The sequence below is a fragment of the Rhodococcus sp. 06-156-4 genome, assembly GCF_002259345.1.
Lineage (GTDB): Bacteria > Actinomycetota > Actinomycetes > Mycobacteriales > Mycobacteriaceae > Rhodococcoides > Rhodococcoides fascians_E.
Genome location: NZ_NPGB01000025.1, coordinates 203,098 through 221,744, shown reverse-complemented (window position 1 = coordinate 221,744; position 18,647 = coordinate 203,098). Strand labels below are relative to the sequence as shown.

The 18,647-nt window shown below is 63.4% G+C and carries 16 protein-coding genes; 14 read left to right on the top strand and 2 right to left on the bottom strand.

Annotation, left to right across the window (positions count from 1 at the left end; all coding sequences use genetic code 11):
• Positions 1–10: 10 nt before the first annotated feature.
• Genes CH290_RS16800 through CH290_RS16780 form a run of 5 tightly spaced genes read left to right on the top strand, consistent with a single transcriptional unit; the run spans position 11 to position 5,814 of the window.
• Entirely contained in the window at positions 11–1,222 is a 1,212-nt protein-coding gene (locus CH290_RS16800) for an acyl-CoA dehydrogenase family protein (protein WP_033187916.1), read from the top strand.
• A 3-nt stretch (positions 1,223–1,225) separates the two neighbouring features.
• Entirely contained in the window at positions 1,226–3,145 is a 1,920-nt protein-coding gene (locus CH290_RS16795; RefSeq protein ID WP_033187915.1) for an ABC transporter permease, read from the top strand.
• On the top strand, positions 3,123–3,905 hold the full coding sequence (locus CH290_RS16790; protein WP_033187914.1) for an ABC transporter ATP-binding protein: 783 nt from the start codon (positions 3,123–3,125) through the stop codon (positions 3,903–3,905). The genes CH290_RS16795 and CH290_RS16790 overlap by 23 nt, the downstream gene beginning before the upstream one ends.
• Positions 3,902–4,603 carry an ABC transporter ATP-binding protein gene (locus CH290_RS16785; protein ID WP_033187913.1) on the top strand — a complete coding sequence of 234 codons (702 nt, stop codon included), beginning with the start codon at positions 3,902–3,904 and terminating at the stop codon, positions 4,601–4,603. The genes CH290_RS16790 and CH290_RS16785 overlap by 4 nt, the downstream gene beginning before the upstream one ends.
• 14 nt (positions 4,604–4,617) lie before the next feature.
• Complete coding sequence (locus CH290_RS16780) at positions 4,618–5,814, top strand: ABC transporter substrate-binding protein (protein ID WP_033187912.1); 1,197 nt, start codon at positions 4,618–4,620, stop codon at positions 5,812–5,814.
• Positions 5,815–5,874: 60 nt separating this feature from the next.
• Here CH290_RS16780 and CH290_RS16775 read toward each other — a convergent pair whose 3' ends face one another.
• Positions 5,875–6,942, bottom strand: coding sequence for an LLM class flavin-dependent oxidoreductase (locus CH290_RS16775; protein WP_033187911.1), 1,068 nt, complete (start codon positions 6,940–6,942; stop codon positions 5,875–5,877).
• Between the two features lies 1 nt (position 6,943).
• Positions 6,944–8,242: an O-acetylhomoserine aminocarboxypropyltransferase/cysteine synthase family protein gene (locus CH290_RS16770; RefSeq protein ID WP_033188018.1), complete on the bottom strand. Its 1,299-nt coding sequence runs from the start codon at positions 8,240–8,242 to the stop codon at positions 6,944–6,946.
• Positions 8,243–8,438: 196 nt separating this feature from the next.
• Here CH290_RS16770 and CH290_RS16765 point away from each other — a divergent pair, with 196 nt between their 5' ends.
• The 9 genes from CH290_RS16765 to CH290_RS16725 all read left to right on the top strand — a co-directional run bounded on the left by CH290_RS16765 (position 8,439) and on the right by CH290_RS16725 (position 18,581).
• Positions 8,439–9,176, top strand: a complete 738-nt coding sequence (locus CH290_RS16765) for an alpha/beta hydrolase (protein WP_033187910.1) — start codon at positions 8,439–8,441, stop codon at positions 9,174–9,176.
• Positions 9,177–9,178: 2 nt separating this feature from the next.
• Complete coding sequence (locus CH290_RS16760) at positions 9,179–10,564, top strand: aminotransferase class I/II-fold pyridoxal phosphate-dependent enzyme (protein ID WP_033188017.1); 1,386 nt, start codon at positions 9,179–9,181, stop codon at positions 10,562–10,564.
• A gap of 103 nt (positions 10,565–10,667) precedes the next feature.
• Positions 10,668–12,050, top strand: a complete 1,383-nt coding sequence (locus tag CH290_RS16755) for an LLM class flavin-dependent oxidoreductase (protein WP_033187909.1) — start codon at positions 10,668–10,670, stop codon at positions 12,048–12,050.
• Between the two features lie 35 nt (positions 12,051–12,085).
• Positions 12,086–13,609, top strand: a complete 1,524-nt coding sequence (locus CH290_RS16750; RefSeq protein ID WP_033187908.1) for an ABC transporter substrate-binding protein — start codon at positions 12,086–12,088, stop codon at positions 13,607–13,609.
• The gene (locus CH290_RS16745) at positions 13,606–14,646 is read left to right on the top strand and encodes an ABC transporter permease (protein WP_033187907.1); all 1,041 of its coding nucleotides are present in this window, start codon (positions 13,606–13,608) and stop codon (positions 14,644–14,646) included. The genes CH290_RS16750 and CH290_RS16745 overlap by 4 nt, the downstream gene beginning before the upstream one ends.
• A 7-nt stretch (positions 14,647–14,653) precedes the next feature.
• Positions 14,654–15,514 carry an ABC transporter permease gene (locus tag CH290_RS16740; RefSeq protein ID WP_033187906.1) on the top strand — a complete coding sequence of 287 codons (861 nt, stop codon included), beginning with the start codon at positions 14,654–14,656 and terminating at the stop codon, positions 15,512–15,514.
• Complete coding sequence (locus CH290_RS16735; protein WP_033187905.1) at positions 15,504–16,370, top strand: ABC transporter ATP-binding protein; 867 nt, start codon at positions 15,504–15,506, stop codon at positions 16,368–16,370. The genes CH290_RS16740 and CH290_RS16735 overlap by 11 nt, the downstream gene beginning before the upstream one ends.
• A 136-nt stretch (positions 16,371–16,506) precedes the next feature.
• The gene (locus CH290_RS16730) at positions 16,507–17,268 is read left to right on the top strand and encodes an ABC transporter ATP-binding protein (RefSeq protein ID WP_230620837.1); all 762 of its coding nucleotides are present in this window, start codon (positions 16,507–16,509) and stop codon (positions 17,266–17,268) included.
• Positions 17,265–18,581: an NtaA/DmoA family FMN-dependent monooxygenase gene (locus tag CH290_RS16725; RefSeq protein WP_033187903.1), complete on the top strand. Its 1,317-nt coding sequence runs from the start codon at positions 17,265–17,267 to the stop codon at positions 18,579–18,581. Before CH290_RS16730 ends, CH290_RS16725 begins: the two co-directional genes overlap by 4 nt.
• The last annotated feature ends 66 nt before the right edge of the window (positions 18,582–18,647 follow it).

Genomic DNA, 18,647 nt, shown 5'->3' with positions numbered 1-18,647 from the left:
AGCCACATCCATGACCGCTACTCTCGACGACACATCGCTTCGCGAGAAGATCTCCGCTGTTGTCGCGTCCATCGCCGCGACCGCTGTCGACCGTGACCGCAACCGGGAACTGCCCTACGACCTCGTTCGTGAGCTCGCTGTGTCTGGCTTCGGCGCCCTGCGCGTTCCCTCCGAGTTCGGTGGCTACGGCCTGTCCTTTCCCGAGCTCACCGAACTTGTTCTCGACCTGGCCGCCGCGGATTCCAACGTGGTCCAACTCCTGCGTACGCACTTCATCTTCACCGAAGGACTGATCCATGCGGCCGAGTCCGACGACCGGACGGCGTGGTTGCGACGCATCGCCGACGGCGGCATCTTCGGCGGGGCCTATACAGAGCAGAACGCGCAGAACCAGACTCACTTCTCGACGCGTATCTCGACCGACGCGTCCGGTCGGCGCACGGTCACGGGCAAGAAGTTCTACAGCACCGGATCCCTCTACGCCGATTGGATTCTCACGACAGGGGAGGGTAAGCACACCGTCGAGCAGGCCGTTGTTCCTGCCGGAGCCGAGGGCGTCACTCTCGTCGACGACTGGCACGGATTCGGCCAGAAGCTCACCGCCAGTGGCACAACGGTATTCGAGGAAGTCGATATCACCGATACTCCTCAACTCCCACACGACGTCGCGCTCGGTAGCTACGGAACGTCGGTCGCACAGTTCTGGCATCTGATCGCACTGGCAGGCATCAGCCGCGCCGCGCATGCGGACGCCGTCGACTATGTCCGTTCGCGCACCCGCTTCTTCAGTCAGGGCGCGGGAGTGCTGCCGCGCGAGGACTCGTTGATCCAGACGGTGATCGGCGAAGTCAGTGCAGCCAACCACCTCGCGGAGACGCTGGTTCGGCACTCGGCCCGGACGCTCGACGCGCACAGCCGTGCCATCCGCTCGGGCGCGAGCAGCAGTGCTCTGGAGGACGCGACGGAAATCGAGATCTACCGGGCGCAGGTCACCGTCATCGAGACGGTGTTGAAGGCAGTGACACGATTGTTCGACGTCGGCGGCGCGTCCGCGCTGAGTGTCGAGAAGGGCTGGGACCGGCACTGGCGCAATGCCCGCACGCTGTCGAACCACAACCCGACGCCGTACCGATTGGCCAGCATCGGCGACTTCGAACTCAACGGCACCTCGCCGTTCCGTGAGTGGCTCAGCGGTATCGACCTCCGAGACAGGAAGCGCTGAGCCGTGGACTTCCTCACCTACGCTTCGCTCGGTCTGTCGACCGGCGGCGCCTACGCGCTCGTCGCGCTGGGTCTCATTGCGGCCTACCGCGGAACCGGCGTCATCAATTTCGCGCAGGGCGCGCTCGGCACGTTCGGCGCATACTCGTTCTGGAAACTGTACGAGGCGGGAGTACCTCTACCCCTGGCCATCGTGCTCGGCGTCGTGGTCAGCGGCGCGATCGGCATCGTGTTCTTCGCGGTTGTCGGCAAGCGTCTCGCCCACGCACCCGTCGTCACGAAAATCTTGATCACGCTCGGTCTGCTGCTTGTTCTCGAAGCGATTGTGCGCATCGCATGGACCAATCACCAGATCACCATCAACCCATTCCTGGTCAGTGGCGGATTCGAGATCGGGGGAGTGCGCGTCCAGAACATCAGCCTGCTTCTCGGTGCCACAGCACTGATTGCGACGATCGCGCTGCATGCCTTGTTCACGCGCACTCGCTTCGGGTTGATCACCATGGCCATCCAGGACACCGACCTCGGTGCACAGTCGATCGGTATCGATCCTCGCAAGTGGGGTTCGGCGGCGTGGGGACTCGCCGGCGTGCTGTCGGCCGCCGGTAGCGTCCTCGTCCTCCCGATCACTCAGTTGTCGCCGACGTCGGCGGCCACGCTGCTGGTTCCCGCGCTCGGCGCTGCACTGGCCGCGAAGTTCCGACGCTTCTGGGTCGCGTTCGGTGTCGCCATCGGCGCCGGTGTACTGGAAGGACTCGTCACCGGGCTGATCGACGCCCAACTCGCACGCGCTGTCCCGCACATCATCGCCCTCGCCGTCCTCATCGCCTTCGCGCGTACCGACATGAGCCGGGGTACTCGCGAGGTCAAGGCGGTGTTCCATGTGGGATCCGGTCGCATCAGGCCGGTCCACGTCGCCGTCGGCGTCGCTGTGGTCGTGGCACTGATTTCGTTCGGCAGTGGCTCGACCGTCGACGCGTTGAGCCTGACGGCCATTTTCGGCCTCGTTGCGTTGGGCATCGTCGTCTCGACGGGATTCACCGGTCAGGTCAATGCACTTCCGCTTACGTTCGCGGGTATTTCGATGCTGGTGTTCGGGGCAGTCAGTTCGCAAGGTGCGTCGCTACCGGTGTCGGCGGCAGCGGCGTTGGCAGTGTCGCTGGCGTTCGCGGCGGCGTCGTCGATCGTGTTCGTGCGTGCGCGGATCTACGAGGTCACCATCGGATCCCTCGCGATCGCATCGATCGTGCAGACGATGGTGTTCTCCGTCGACTACTTCTTCAACGGGAACACCGGGTGGGCGATCGGTGACACTTCCCTGTTCGGTATCTCGGTCAGCAACATTCTCGAACCGCAGAACTTTGCGGTGCTGGCGTGGACCGTCCTGATCGTGGGGCTGATCGCGGTCGCCAATATCCGACGCTCGTCCGTCGGCCGCTACCTGCTTTCCGTTCGGCAGGACGAGCGGCTGCCTGCGGCGCTCGGAATCAACGCTGTGCGAGCGAAATTCACGTCGATCCTGTTGTCCGGCACGTTGTGGGGACTGGCGGGAATCCTTCTCGCGATACAGCGCGGGTTCATCTCGAAGGGCCAGATCACGCTGGAAGGCTTCACCTACAGTGACTCCTTGGCGTTGATCGCGTTCACCATCCTGGCTGGAACCGGTCACCTGGCGGGCGCTGTGCTCGCCGGATTGTTCGCACCAGGGGGACTGTTGGCGTCGATCCTGTCCTTCACCCCCGACATCAACGACTGGCTGTCGCTGTTCTTCGCGGCCAACATGATTCTGGTCCTGACCACGGAACCCGACGGTGTTGTCGGTCAGTTCCTGCGGCTTCGAGGCGCAGTGTTCCGGAGACTGCGTCCGTCTGCCTCGACACCCGTAGCGAAGGAGAAGGCACATGCCACAGCTGAGCGTTCGTGACCTCTCGGTCGAGATCGACGGCCATCGCATCCTCGACTCCGTGTCGATGACGGTCTCGCCGGGCCGCATCGTCGGACTCCTCGGTGCCAACGGAGCAGGCAAGAGCACCGCGATCGACGCCATAACCGGCTACCAGCGGATCACGTCGGGAACCATCGAGGTGGGGGATCGCGATCTGACGCACGCCAGCGCGCCGGCGCGGGCGCGTCACGGTATCAGCCGGACGTTTCAGGACTATCTGCTGTTCGAGGATCTGACCGTCGAGGAGAACTTGCTTTCCGCGGCCGAGGTACGTGGGCGCAAATCCGTCGCCGAGAGCCTGGTTCGGTTCGGGCGCCCGGCCCGTGCCGCTCTCGCACGAGTTGATGCACTACTGATTGCGCACGGCCTCGACGCCATCAGATACAAGAGGGTCGAGGAGTTGTCGCTGGGTTGGCATGCGCGGGTGAATCTCGCCCGCGCCGCAGTGCAGGACCCCTCGGTTCTGCTGCTCGACGAGCCCGCCGCGGCGTTGAGTCTCGATGCCCGACGGCGCGTCGTCGACACCATCAAGGACATCCGCGACACCACCGATACGTCGATTCTGCTGGTCGAACACAATCTAGATGTCGTCACCGAGGTCTGCGACGACATCTACGTTCTCGAAGCAGGTGCCGTCATCGCCCACGGTGTCACCGCCGAGATTCTCGAACATCCGACGGTGCGCTCCATCTACTTCGGTGAGGACGAGTCGGCGCTGCCGGAGGGGGTTTCAGCATGACCACAGCAATTTCCACTGCAGGCCTGCGCGTCGACGGGTTGACGGTCGACTACGGCAACGGATCCGGATTGTGGGACTTCGACCTGAGCGTCGAACCAGGTGAAGTGGTCTGCGTCATCGGGAAGAACGGTGCGGGCAAGTCGAGTGCATTGCTCGGGATTTCCGGCTTCGTCGCACCGCAGTCGGGCACGGTCGCGGTGGACGGGGACGCGCCGACGGGTACTCCTTACCGGCGATGCAAGGAACACATCAGCCTTGTCGTCAAGGGACGGTCGCTGTTCGGCAGCCTCACCCTCGCCGACAATCTCGCGCTCGCTCACATCGACGAGGGTGAGTTCTTCGACCTGTTCCCGCAGTTGGAGCCCCGTCGGAACGTGTTGGCAGGCAGCCTGAGTGGTGGTCAGCAGCAGCTGGCGGCCGTCGGTCGGGCGTTGTTGCGCGACGTGCGCGTCGTACTTCTGGACGAACTCACCTTCGGACTGAGTCCTGCCGTGCGCACTCTCATCGCCCGAGTGGTCGGCGAGCAGGCGAAGCGGCGCAACATCAGCGTGGTGGTCGTCGAACAACACGTCGAGACTGCCGTCGCGATCGCCGATCGAACCCTCGTATTGGCTGACGGCCGAACAGTTCTCGAACTCGACCGAGACGAACTCGTCAGCGCAACCGACCACGTCGAACAGACCTATCTCCATCCATAGCCAGAAGGACAACCATGTTCACAGTCAAGTTCCGCGCGGGCATCATCGCCGTATCCGCGCTCTCTCTCCTCGCCGCCGGATGCTCCGGCAACGATGAATCCAGCGACGACACCATCAACGTCGGGTTCATCGCACCGCTGTCGTCGTCGGCGACGGCGTTCCAGGATCCCGCACTTGTCGCCGAGATCGCCGAGAAGGCGATCAACGATCAGGGTGGTATCAACGGCAAGAACCTCAACGTCATCGTCTACGACACCAAGGGGCAGCCCGCGAACGTCATCGCGGGTGCGCGCAAGCTCGTCAACGAGGACAACGTCGTCGCGTTCATCGGTGGCAACAGCGGTGACGGCCTGGCCGAGATCGGGAAGCAGGCAGGCGTCGTCAACTGGTTCCCGATGGGCTGCGCGGCAGCCGACGTCGACAACGAGCTCTCGATGATCGCAGCACTCAACTGCGCCGGTGCCGCGCAGGGCACCTACCTCGGCGGCACCCGCTTCAAGCCGAAAAAGGCGGTGTACGTCGCCTACGCGGGTAACACGCCGTACATCGAGAACGCGAAGCTCGGTTACAAGAACGCAGGCGTCGACGACGTCGAGATCATCGAGATTGCGCCGGATACAACCGACTACGCGCCGGTGATCGCCAAGATCAAGGCGGCGAACCCGGATGTGTGGGGCGGCATGATCTACACGCCGGAGAAGCTGACTGCACTGTTGCAGGCGGCGGTGGAGCAGAACCTGCGGATTCCGTTGGTGCTGAGCAACAACGTGATGGAGGACGCGACCATCAAGGTGATCTCGGATTCCGGCATCGAGAACTCCGTTGCGCTCGAGAAGGGTGAGGACGCGGAGCTGTTCGCCACCTGGAAGGAGTACGAGGACCAGCTGGCAAAGTACGACCCCGAGGGCAAGGTCAAGACCCCGCACGACGGCAGCGTCAGCACCGACTGGCTCGCAGTATGGACGTTCGCGCAGGAGGCACGAAAGCTCGAAACCGTCGACCGCGACACCTTCCGTGAGCATGCCCTGAACCTGACGGACTTCCAGACCGACGTACTGCACCCGATCGACTTCACCATCCAGGACGGACCGGTACTCACCGCTCCGCGCCAGGCCAACCTCTGGGCTTTCGCCGGTCACATCGCCGATGGTGAATTGCACGTGGACAGTCCCACGCCGTTCAGCGCGTTCGAGAAGACGCCGGTCGAGTAGCTCCCGAAACCACGGGGCGCGTGCGCAGTGCGCTCGCGCCCCGTTGTCGGTTCGAGACCGTCATACAGTCAGTGTAAATGCCGAATTGCTCGGTACGAGAGGAAAGACCTGCTCGGCAATGCGGGCGAGTTCGTCGTGCGCGGGTGAGCACTGGATCAAAAGGAGAGTGAGTCCCGCGTCTTGGTACGCCGCGATCTTCTCGGCCACCTGCTCGGGTGTCCCCACAAGATCCGGTCGTAGCCCTCGGGTTCCAACCGAGTACTCGCGCTTCGACACCTCGACGTCGAGTTCGGAATTGGCAACGAATTCCTCGAACGAGGCGTACCCCGGTGAGTTCGGGTCGACAGTGGTGATGCGGTCCAGTTCGGCCCGCGCTTCCTTCTCGGTGTCTCGGACGATGATGTAGGTCGACATGCCGAACTCGGCCATGTCGCGGTCGTGAATTCGCCGCGAGCGAGCATTCATGTCCGCGATCTTGGTACGCACTTCATCGACGGTGCCACCGTGCAAGACATATGAATCGGCGAACGTGGCGATCGATTCGCGACCACTTTCGCTCTCGCCGCCCGCGAAGATCGGTGGAGTACGTTCAGGTTTCGGCGAGAGTATCGAATTCTGGACGGAGAAGTGGTCTCCGCTGTAGGAGAACGGTGTCCGTTCCCAAAGGCCCCGCAGCACGTCGACGAATTCTGTTGCTTGGCGGTATCGTTCGTCGTGGCGTGTGAATGCGCCGCCGTACTGGCGAGCCTCTTCTTCCCACCAGGCAGCAACTACGTTGAGCGAGAACCGCGCTGCGCCGTCCGGTGTGAGACCACCGATGTCGGATATGGTCGCGGATTCCTTCGCGGTGACCGCAGGCAAGTGAAATCCTGGCCGAACTGCAGTCATTACCCGAAGCTGCTGTGTGACAGCCAGAATAGCCGTCGACAGTGACCAGGCTTCCAGGCTCGGCGCTTCGATTCCCTTGCGGTCGTTCAGATACAGCTCGGGGACCAGTGTTGTGTGGTAGCCGAGACGGTCGGCCAACTGCGACAGTGTCTTCACGTAGTCCCAGGTCGCCGGCATGTCTTCGTTGCCGAGGTTGCGCAGGAAGCCGCCGTAGATGGGGGTCCAGTAACCGAAATCCATGTCAGTCCTCCGTGAGAGCGTCGAGTGAAAGTTCAAGATCCGCGATCAGGTCATCCGTGCTTTCGAGCCCGATCGACAACCTGACCGTCAGATGACCGAAGCCGGCAAGTTCGAGCTGTGCGTCGTCCAGATGACTGTGGGTGGTCGTGGCTGGATGTATCACGAGTGAGCGGGCGTCCCCGATGTTCGCGACGATGGAGAACACCCGGAGCGAATCGATGAACTTGCCCACCAGCGGAGGATCCACGGCGAGATCGAACGAGAACACCGAACCCGCGCCCCGCGGGAGATAGCGGACGGCCGCCTCGTGCCATCGATTGTTTTCGAGGCTCGGATAGTTGACGTGTGAGACCGCCGGGTGCGCGTCGAGGAATCGTGCGATGGCTGTCGTCGACGACACCTGTCGATCCAACCTGAGGTCCAGAGTTTCGAGACCCTGAAGGAGTTGGAACGAGTTGAACGGTGACAAAGCAGGTCCGAGGTCGTGCACGATCTTGGTCTTGGCGTAGACCAGGTACGCACTCCCCTCGCGCCCGAAGCGATCCCACAGGACCACGTCGGCCACGCGCGGATACGGTTCGGTGAACTGCGGCCACCGCGCGGGGTCGGCGCCGTAGTCGAACGTCCCCAGGTCGACGATGACGCCGCCGAGCGATGTCCCGTGACCGCCGATGAACTTCGTCGCGGAGTACACCGCGATGTCGGCACCGAAATCTTTCGGCCGCAGGAGATACGGCGTGGCGATCGTGTTGTCCACGATCAGCGGCACGCCCGACGAATGCGCGATGTCGGCGACTGCCCGCACGTCGAGGACCGACGCAACCGGGTTACCGATGGTTTCGGCGAAGAAGGCCCGAGTCTCCGGGCGCACAGCTGCTTTCCAGGCACCGAAATCGTCCTGATCCACCAAAGTGACGTCTATGCCGAAGTCTGGAAACAAGTCGACCAGCAGGTCGACTGTGCCGCCGTACAACTGCCGCGCCGCCACTATGTGCTGCCCGCTTCTCGCCAGGCTCAGTAACGCCACGGCAACGGCGGACTGACCGGATGCGGTGGCCAAGGCCGCCACTCCGTCGTCCAGCGCAGCCATTCGCTGCTCGAACACTGCCTGCGTCGGATTACCGGTGCGGCTGTAGAGATTGCCTTTGCGGCGGAGCGCGAATATCTCACGGGCCTCGTCGAAACTGCCGAAGTCGTAAGCAACCGATTGATAGATCGGCGTGATTGCCGTGTTCTGGGCGACGCCCGGCTCGTACCCCGCACGGACCTGTGCGGTCGCGAAGCCTGGAGGTTGCGACATCGAGATGCTGACCTTTCGTTCGATCGCTGTCAGCACGTTTGTGTGACTACAAAGCAGATATGTTCCGAACAAAACACCATCACCGACCGTCACGCGAGGGTTTTGTTCTGCTCGAGCGTAAGTCTTGTTCGAGTTGCTGCAATCGGCCAGTGTGAGCAGACCACCTGCGGAAACACCTCTGAAGTAAAGGAATCTTGTGAGCATCGACTGGCTGGAACCCGAAGCGACAGTGCGGGGCTCGGTGATCGTCGTCGGCGGCCGGGGTGAAGGGGCCGAGGTGTACCGACGCCTGGCGCGACGGATCGCATTCGACGGGTACCGGGTTGCCGTCGCGATCGGGGACGGCGCTCTCGACCGTGCACTCGACGACGCGGCAGCAAAACTTCCCGACACGGCAGCGAAACTTCCCGACCCTGCAGCGGAACTCCCAGTTGTCGTGATCGGATCGGATTCCGGTGCGCTGACCGCGCTGAAGGCAGCCCCGCGACGACCTGCGGTCACCGGTGTCGTTGCCGCGGGTCTGCTCACCGAGGTCGCACCCGACGTCGAAGCGGGTTGGGAGAACGAACTCGACATCAGATCTGCGTGCCCGGTTCATCGCGGTGTGCTCGGTTCGGCAGGTGCAGTGGAGCGAGACGCACTCAGCCGCGCGGCCGAGGTCGCAACGCCGGAACTGCTGGCCGAGAACTCGGTTCCCGTCCTCGTCGTGCATGGCACCGCCGACGCGCTCAGTCCGGTCGACACGGTGCAGCAGCTGGCCGCATCACTCGTCGACGCCCGGGTGGTGCTTGTCGACGGTGGCCGGCACGACATTTTGAACGACGTGTCGCATCGGTCCGTCGCTGCAGAGATCGTGCAGTTTCTCGAGCGGCTCCGGTTGCCGGGTGCTGCGGACATCGTCTTGCGTTCGTCCGTCGGCGCACTCAGCGTGTGACGGTGGCAACAGGCGTCGCGGAGTCGCCCGCGGTTTCCGATTCCCACTCGATCTCACCGGAATGGCTCGACGCGAAAGTGTCCGGGCGGACCGGCGACCTCGCCTCTGCGGTAGCCGACCTGATCAGATCCGGAGACATCGCCGCGGGTGACCGTTTGCCGACGGTTCGCTCACTGGCGAAAGCCGGAGCGCTCACCGTAGGCGCGATCGTCAACGCCTGGGGTCAGTTGCAGGAGCAAGGGTACGTCCAGACCCGTCGACGAGGCGGAACCGTTGTCCTGCCTCCTCGCGACAGCGTGCCGGAGCGAGGAATTCCGGATTGGCGCGGCGTGGATCTGGCGCAGAATGCACCCGATCTGGCATTACAGCCGTCGTTGTCGGACGCACTGATGTCGAGTCTCGACGCAGAGACGCTCAACGTGTTCGGTCGTGAGCTGATGACGGAGCGGTTGCAGCGCGCGGCGGAAGGCAGTTGGCCGTTCGATCCTCAAGCGTGGGCAACTGCAGGAGGTGGTACCGAGGCGCTGTTGCTGTCCATCGAGGCGGCGGCCCCTCCCGGGTCGACGATCGCCGTCGACGAGCCACTCGGTCCAGGCGTGCTGGACACCGTTCGCGATCTGGGCCTGCACGCCATCGGAATCGAATCGGACGCCGACGGACCGCTACCGCAGAGTCTCGAGGCCGCATGCGCGGCCGGCGCAGTGGCTTTCGTGTTTCAGCCCGGAGCTCCGTTCGCCGTCGACCATGTGGTCACGACGTCGCGCACCGGCCAGCTGGCCGACGTGCTCGTACGGAACCCCGGCGTCTGGATCATCGAGGACGACTCGATCGGCCCGCTCTCCGCGGACGTGCTCCCATCCATGGGCGCGGTGCTACCGGAACGCGTCCTGCGAATCCGCAGCTACTGCAAGGCATACGGAATCGACGTGCGAACCTCGATTCTGGGCGGTTCCAGGGAGTTGATCGAGGCAGCGATGAAGCTGCGGAGCCATGGTGTCGGGTCGAACAGCCGCATTCTGCAGAACACCCTTGCCTACCTGATCGACAGCGAAGACGCAGCGAAGGCGGTCGCGTATGCCCGCCAGCGGTATGCGGCTCGAAGTCGCGCTCTGGTCGCCGCTTTGGTGGAGCGCGATATCGACGCCCGCGCCGGCGCTCGCAGTCTGGTGGTGTGGGTCGGTGTTTCCGACGAGACTGCAGCCCTCGTTGCCCTGGCTCGCCAGGGCATTTCGGTGGGCGCGGGGTCGAGATCGTTCGTCGGCTCGGGGGGCCGTGATCTGCTGAGGATCTCAGTGAGTCAGCTACCGGACGACGCCGCAGCGATCGGGCAACTGGCGGACCTGGTCAGCGTGGCCGTCCAGGAGTCGGCACGAGAGTTCTCGGACTGACAGTACAAACAAATATGTTTCGAACCATCGCGATTTTATATCTCCACACACTTCCTTTTGTTCCATACACTTTCGCGCAACGCGCCAACAAAGGAGCATTTCCATGACTGAGCGGCACTTGAAACTGGGGGCGGTTCTGACGCCGACGGGTGGTCCGGGGCATCCGTACACCTGGCTCGATCCGGAGATCCCCGGTAACGCGAGCGTCGACATCGATTGGTACATCGAGTACGCCAGGCTCGCCGAGCAGTCGCGTTTCGACCTGGTCTTCATCGTCGACAGCCAGTTCATCACGCCTGATTCGCCTCCGCACTACCTCAATCGGCTCGAGCCGTTGACTCTGCTGTCCGCTCTCGCCGTCGCGACCGAACACATCGGCCTGGTCGGAACACTGACCACGTCCTTCAATCAACCGTTCAACGTGGCGCGGCGTTTGGCGTCGCTGGATCTGATCAGCAAAGGGCGGGCCGGCTGGAACGTCGTCACCTCCGGTGACGGTGGAACGGCCGGAAACTACAGCCTGGACGAACATTACGATTACGCGACGCGTTACGGACGTGCATTCGAGCATGTCGAGGTTGTCAAGGCGCTGTGGGATTCCTACGAGGATGACGCGTTTCCACGTGACAAGCAGGCAAGGCAGTTCCTGGACGCGAGCAAACTGCACACGCTCGATCACCGAGGTGAGTATTTCTCCGTGGTCGGCCCGCTCAACATCGAGCGTTCACGTCAAGGCCAACCGGTGATCTTCCAGGCGGGAGATTCCGACCAGGGGCGTGACCTCGGTGCTCGCATCGCCGATGGAATTTTCACGCACGCTCCCAGTTTCGAGGCCGGATCAGCTTTCTATGCCGACATCAAGGGCCGTGCTGCCTCTTATGGGCGCTCGCCCGAGGAGATCGTCGTGCTGCCAGGAGTGTCGGTCACCGTCGGTGACACCGATGCCGACGCGCGCGACCTCGAACGCGCGACGCAGCTGGCGGACAACGACTTCGACAAGTCGCTGAACGAGCTGGGGCGTCCGTTCGGGTGGCATGACTTCCGCCAGTACGATCTCGATGCCCCATTCCCCTCGGAGGCTTTGCGATTCGCCGAACGTAGCTTCTACACCAACGCCAAGAAGATCCACGATATGGCCGCCGATCGAGGCCTGACGCTGCGGCAGACCGTCGAAGCTCTGAGTTCTCCAAAACTCTCACCGTTCACCGGCAGTGCCGAGACCGTCGCGAACGAACTCCAGCGGTGGTTCGAGGGACGCGCACTCGACGGCATCAACATCCATATCGGCCACCCTGCCCAGTTCCGACGATTCGTCGACGAAGTTGTGCCGATTCTGCGTGAGCGGGGCATCGTGCGTTCCGAATACGAAGGAACGACGTTGCGCGACAACCTCGGTCTCGGGTTCGTCGAGAATCGCCACACCATTGCTCGCCGCGACGGTGTCGCACCACCACCGCTTCCCGGCGCGCTGTCCGCCAGTATCTGACACACCCCACTTACCCAGTCATCAGGAGTACTTCAGTGAGCAAGACCAGTCGGCACTTCGTCGGCACCGCAGTATTCGGAGTGATCGTCGCTCTGGTCGCTTCCGCCTGTGGCGGCGGCAGCAGTGCCGAGGGCTCGGAGATCAAGTGGGCCTTCAGCCTCCCTACATCCTGGGACCCCGTGACGAGTCGAACCGGCAACGACATCAACACGATCAGCCTCGCGTACGCTTCGCTCACCAGACTGGACGAGAGCGGCGAGGTAGAGCCGTCGTTGGCCGAGAGCTGGAAGTACGACGATTCCGGTACGGCGGTCACATTCACGTTGCGTGAGGGTTTGACGTTCACCGACGGCACCGCGCTGGACTCGGCGGCCGTGAAAGCGTTCTTCGATCGCGGGAAGACGCAGGAGGATTCGTTCCTGAAGGACCAGCTGGCCGACGTTACCGAGGTGACCGTGGACAGCCCGACCGATGTCACCCTGAAATTGGCTTACCCGGACTACCAAATCCCGTACCTCGTGGCCGGTCGCACCGGTGCTATCTCGAGTCCTGCCGCCGCGTCGGACACTCAGAAGCTCAGCGTGTGGCCCGTCGGGGCGGGTCCGTTCAAGATCACCGATTTCGTCGCCGAGGATCACGCATACTTCGAGAAGAATCCTGATTACTGGGACGCCGAGAACATCTCGATCGACCGATTCGAGCTGAGCGTCGCGCCTGATCCCGCGACGCTGGTGGCCGGCGTTCAATCCGGGTCGATCGACTTCGCGACGCTGCCTGCGCTGCAGTCCAAAGAAGCGGAGGCTGCCGGCCTCACCGTGACCGTCGAGCCCTCGCTCGCCGCGAACAACGTGTCCATCAACCTGAACAAGGCGCCGTTCGACAATCCGAAGGTCGTCGAGGCATTCCGCTATGCGTTCGACCGGCAGGCATTCGTCGACGTCATCACCAACGGTCTGGGCAGCACCACCAGTCAGCCGTTTCCCGAGGGATACCTCGCGTTCAACCCGGAGATCGAAGATCTGTGGAGCTACGATCCGGACCGTGCGATCAGCCTGCTGCGCGAGGCCGGCTACGGGCCAGGCGACCTGACGATTGCAATCACCGCGCAGTCGACGGCGACGAACCGAGCGGAGCTCGCACAGGCGCAGCTGAAGAAGATCGGTGTCGAGTCCACGATCTCTGTGGTGCCACCGGGCTCGTCGACCTGGCAGAGCGAGGTCTACTTGGCGAAGACCCCTCAGCTGGCCACGGACGGGACGATCGGCCGTGAGTCACCGGTCCAGAACCTCTTGGCGACCTATGGGCCCGAGGGAATCATGAATCTGTCGGGTCCTCACGCCTCGACCGAGTTCATGGATGCGTTGGAGTCCGTCCGGAGTACCCCGATCGAAGATCCGGAGTACAAGACCCGCCTGTGGAATGCGGTCAAGGTGGGTGTGGAGCAGTCGCCGAGCAACTACCTCTTCAGTACGCCGTGGGTCATCGTGTCCAACCCGGACATCCAGAATCTGAACATTCTTCCGTCTCAGATTCGCTGGGAAGGCGTCACCGTCGCATGACAACCACCGGTATCGACCGAAAGCCGGCTCCGGTAGCACATGCCGGGGGTCCGACGGCGCCGTCGGTGTGGCCGACTGCGCTTCGGTCGGTCTTGCGCGTAGCGCTCGGCACAGTGCTCATCGTCGTGCCGGTGTTCTTGTTCTCCACACTCATCACCTTCGTACTCGGAGCCACCAGCGGGCTCAATCCTGCTGCCGGGATCGCAGGCGACGGGGCGACGCCCGAAGCCGTCGCCCGCATCGATGCGGAATTCGGTTTGGACAAGCCCGTCTGGCAGCAGTACGTCGACTGGATGTCGAGTATGTTCACCGGCGACCTGGGTGTGTCATGGTTCAGCCGGATTCCGGTCGGTGAGCTCATCGGCGAACGACTGGCCGTCAGTGCGTCGATTGCGGGCCTCGCCCTCGTGATCGGACTGGTGTTCGGAATCGGTCTTGGCCTGCTGGCCGCCGTGTACCGGGAGAGTTTGTTCGATCGACTGGTGACCGCCTACACGTCGGTTGTATCGACACTACCGCCGTTCGTCATCTCGATCGGCCTGATTCTTGTCTTCAGCGTGTGGCTGGGGTGGCTACCGTCGGCCGGTTACGTTCCGCTGGAGGAGGATCCGGGTCGTTGGCTGATGCTCATCATCATGCCTGCGGTGGCGTTGAGCATGGATGTCGTCGCCGACATCGCGCGCCAGCTCAGAACCGGCTTGGTGGCCGAGCTCGAGCAGGACTACGTCATCGGGGCCGTGGTTCGCGGAATCAGCCCGACGCGTGTGCTGTTCGTTCATGCATTGCGCAACGGATCCGGTCCGGCGCTGGCCATTCTAGGTATGAAGATCCCGACGCTGATCGGCGGTGCAGTGGTCATGGAAACGATGTTTTCGATGCCCGGCTTCGGCAGGCTGGCAGCCGATTCGGCGCTGCGCGGTGATGTGCCGATCGTGCAGGGGACCTTGGTGGTAGCCATCGTCTTCGTGCTGGTGTGCAACGTGGTCGTCAACATCACCCAGGGGACTTTGCAACCCGCGGCGATACGCAGAGAGTGAAAAACCAGTGCTGACAACAATTCTGAGATACCGCGCTGCACAGTTGGCGGTGGCAGTTCTCTGCGTCGTCGTACTGCTGGCCGTGTTCGGGCCGTTCCTGGCCCCGTTCGATCCACTTGAGCAGGACAGCGCGGCAATCCTTTCCGGCCCGAGTGCGCAGCACTGGCTCGGCACCGACAATGTCGGGCGCGACGTCTTCAGTCGGCTTCTGGCCGGGTCGACGGTGTCGGTGCTCTCGGCGCTCCAGTCCGTCCTCGTCGGCTTCGTGCTGGGGGTGGTCCCAGGATTCCTGTCGGTTTACCTCGGCCGCAGCGTCGAGTGGTTCACGCTCCGGTTGATGGACGCCCTCATCACGCTGCCGTTCCTGGTGTTTGCCGTGGCCATGACGGCGTTGCTCGGAAACGGCTTGACCCAGGCGATGTTCGCCGTCGGAATCCTGATCGCGCCTGCGTTCTATCGGGTCACGCGTGCAGCGGCGCTGACCGTGGCCAACTCGCAGTACGTCGAGGCCGCTGCGCTGATGGGGGCGACCACCCGGTGGATCGTGGTGCGCCACGCAGTGCGCAAGGTCGCGCCGGCGGTCGGCGTCACCTTCGCCACCATGACCGGTGCAAGTCTGGTCATAGTCTCGTCTCTGACCTTCCTCGGTATCGGTGTGGTCCCGCCGGACCCCACCTGGGGAGGACTGCTGGCCGGTGGCCTGCAGTATCTGTACCAGGCGCCGTGGTCACCCGTCGTGCCTGCGGTGTTGATCGTGGCCACGGTGTGGGCACTCAATGCCTTGGCCGACGCAGTCCGCGACGCGACGGGTCGATCACACCGCCGACGTTCCCACAGTGAACCCAAGGAGCCAGTCGATGTCCGCTGACGCAGTAGATCTCACCAAGAACGACGCTCTCGGACGTCATCGCCCGGTGCTCACCGTGACGGACTTGCACATCGCGCTCTCGGATGGAACCGAACTCGTCCGCGGCGTCGACTTCGTCCTCAACCGCGGCGGTGCCCTGGGCATCGTCGGTGAGTCGGGTAGCGGAAAGTCGTTGACGTGCCGTGCAATTCTAGGGATTCTGCCCGACGGGGTGAGCACGACCGAAGGGTCGATCGACTTCGACGGCCTCGAACTGACCGAACTGAGTGCGAAGCAGTGGCGCCCGTTGCGGGGGACGCGGATTTCTGCGGTCTTTCAGGACCCTGCTGCTTACCTCAACCCGTCCATTCGCGTCGGCGTGCAGTTGGCGGAGGCGCTCAGGTCGACGGCGGGGTTGTCGCGCTCGGCAGCCAAGCAGCGTGCAGTAGAACTGTTCGATCGCATGGGTCTGCGAAATCCCGCGGCGGTGTACCGGCAATATCCGTACGAGCTGTCGGGCGGCATGCTCCAACGTGTCCTGATCGCCATCGCGGTGTGCGCCGAGCCGGAACTGCTCATTGCCGACGAAGCCACCACTGCGTTGGACGTGACCGTGCAGGCCGCGGTCCTCGACCTCATCGACGACCTGCGCGTCGAACTAGGTCTTGCGTTGGTGCTCGTGTCACACGACCTTGCCGTCGTCGGGCAGGTGTGTGACGACGTGATCGTCATGCGTCACGGAGTCGTCGTCGAGGCGGGCCCGTCCCGGCAACTCTTGGACTCGCCGCGGCACGACTACACAGCGCAGCTCGTGGACAATCATCGCGACTACGGGCTGGAAGCGGTCTTGGAGAAGGAGAGTGCCGGTGCCCGCTGACAGTGCACCACGAGACAGTGCGCGACGAGACAGTGCGCCACGAGACAGTGCGCCACGAGACAGCGCCTTGTTGCGTCTGACCGATGTCTCCGTTTCACGAGGCCTCCGTGCCTCGCGCAAGGAGATCTTGCATGGTGTGGATCTGCACATCGAAGCAGGGGAGAAGCTGGGCCTGATCGGTGAAAGCGGGTCCGGCAAGACAACTCTCGCGCGCACGGTTCTCGGATTGATCACGCCCACCTCGGGGTCGATAGAGTTCGATGGGCGGCGAATCGACGGACTGGGTGCCGCCGACCTGAGACGACACCGTCGTGAAGGGGCGATTCAGTACGTCTTCCAAGACCCGCTGCTCAGTCTCGACCCCGACCTCGAGGTCGGCGCGTCCATCGGAGAGGGCCTCGCGATCCGTGGTGGTCTCGACCGCGCGAGCATACAGGCGCGTGTCGCCGAGGCGCTGGAAAGCGTTGGCTTGGAACGGCATCTTGCATCACGTGTGCCTGCCGAATTGTCCGGCGGGCAGCGGCAACGCGTCGCGATCGCCCGTGCTCTGGTGCTGGATCCGGCGTTGTTGTTGCTCGACGAACCGGTCAGTGCGCTCGACTCGGTCAATCGCATTCAGATACTGAAGCTGCTCGACGAGTTGGGACGCACGCGAAAAATCGCACAACTGTTCATCTCTCACGACCTCGGTGCCGTGGCCGCATTGGTGGACCGGATCGCAGTTCTGTATCAAGGTCGCATCGTCGAACAGGGCACGACACATCAGGTCGTCAACGACCCGCAGCATCCGTACACCGCGCTGTTGATCGGTTCGGCTCCGACTTTGACCGGCGGCACAGTGTCCCGCGAACGCCGTCGGGAGCTCCGATCCGCTCTCGAAGAAGGCGCGATCCGATGACGCGTCGGCCACTGGTGCTGGGTGCGGTTCTCATCGGAGTCGGCGACGCGGGCGGAGCGCATCTGTGGCGACACCCCGACGTACCGACCACGGCAAGCGTCGACATCGACTGGTACATCCGTCAAGCACGCGAGGCCGAGGCGTCGCACTTCGACTTCGTGTTCATCGTGGACAGCCAGTTCATCGACGCAGGTTTCCCACCGCACCACCTCAACCGGTTGGAACCGTTGACGCTGTTGTCGGCCGTCGCCGTGTCCACCGAACGGATCGGCCTGGTCGCCACCGTCAGCACGACCTACAGCGAGCCGTGGGACATCGCGCGACGCGTCGCCTCGCTGGATCAGATCAGTCGCGGCCGAGCGGCGTGGAACATCGTCACGAGCCAGGACCCGGGGACCGCCGGAAACTTCAGTCGAACCAAGCACGGTGACTACGCGACCCGCTACCGGCGCGCACGGGAAAGTGTGGACGTGGTGACCGGGTTGTGGCAGTCCTACGAGGAGGACGCGTTCAGCACCGACAAGACGGCCGAGCGTTTCCTCGACCCGAGCAAGCAGCACGCCCTGAACCATGTCGGTGAATTTTTCTCGGTCACCGGGCCACTCAACATACAGCGCTCGGCCCAGGGGCAGCCGGTTCTCATCCAAGCCGGAACCTCGGACGACGGACGCAATCTCAGTGCCGAAGTGGCCGACATCGTGTTCAGCTTCGAACCCACTGTCGAGGCTGCGGCGGCGTTGAGGTCGGACATTCTGAAGCGAGCCGAGAAGTACGACCGGAACCCGGACGAAGTGTTGTTCGTACCGGGCGTCACCGTGGTCGTTCGAGATACGGACGCACAGGCACATCTGGCTGTCGAGGAGGCTCGGGCCCGCGTTCCGATCGAGCGGTTGCTCGCCCAGGTGCAGCGTCTGTTCGGGGGACGAAGCTTCGCTCGATTCGACCTCGACGAGCCCTTTCCGAACATCGATCCACGCACCCCGGAGTCACTTGCCGGCGCAACCGTCCTGGCGGATCGAGCGAGCACCGAGGGCTGGTCCCTGCGGCAGGCATTGCACAGTCTGGTCGACCACTGGGCGGTGTTCGCGGGATCGCCGTCGACGGTGGCCGACGAGGTCGCGCGGTGGTACTACAGCGGCGCGGTCGACGGGTTCAACGTATTCGTCCAGGACCCTGGGGATTGGCTGCGGTTCCGGACGGAGGTGGTCCCGATCCTCGTCGAACGCGGGATCGCTCGGGCCGACTACGGCTCGGATACGCTGCGCGGGCATTTAGGATTGAGTGTTCCTACCAACGCATACTCGGCTACATAGTGTCGTCGCTCACGCCGGACAACTCTGGTTGACTGGTTCACGTCACTGCGGGCACGAGGGGTCGGC

Bases quoted from the DNA above. Each gene is read 5' to 3' on its own strand.
- CH290_RS16800 (WP_033187916.1), top strand. From the start codon at position 11: ATGACCGCTACTCTCGACGACACATCGCTTCGCGAGAAGATCTCCGCT.
- CH290_RS16790 (WP_033187914.1), top strand. From the start codon at position 3,123: ATGCCACAGCTGAGCGTTCGTGACCTCTCGGTCGAGATCGACGGCCAT.
- CH290_RS16785 (WP_033187913.1), top strand. From the start codon at position 3,902: ATGACCACAGCAATTTCCACTGCAGGCCTGCGCGTCGACGGGTTGACG.
- CH290_RS16780 (WP_033187912.1), top strand. From the start codon at position 4,618: ATGTTCACAGTCAAGTTCCGCGCGGGCATCATCGCCGTATCCGCGCTC.
- CH290_RS16775 (WP_033187911.1), bottom strand. From the start codon at position 6,942: ATGGATTTCGGTTACTGGACCCCCATCTACGGCGGCTTCCTGCGCAAC.
- CH290_RS16770 (WP_033188018.1), bottom strand. From the start codon at position 8,242: ATGTCGCAACCTCCAGGCTTCGCGACCGCACAGGTCCGTGCGGGGTAC.
- CH290_RS16755 (WP_033187909.1), top strand. From the start codon at position 10,668: ATGACTGAGCGGCACTTGAAACTGGGGGCGGTTCTGACGCCGACGGGT.
- CH290_RS16745 (WP_033187907.1), top strand. From the start codon at position 13,606: ATGACAACCACCGGTATCGACCGAAAGCCGGCTCCGGTAGCACATGCC.
- CH290_RS16735 (WP_033187905.1), top strand. From the start codon at position 15,504: ATGTCCGCTGACGCAGTAGATCTCACCAAGAACGACGCTCTCGGACGT.
- CH290_RS16725 (WP_033187903.1), top strand. From the start codon at position 17,265: ATGACGCGTCGGCCACTGGTGCTGGGTGCGGTTCTCATCGGAGTCGGC.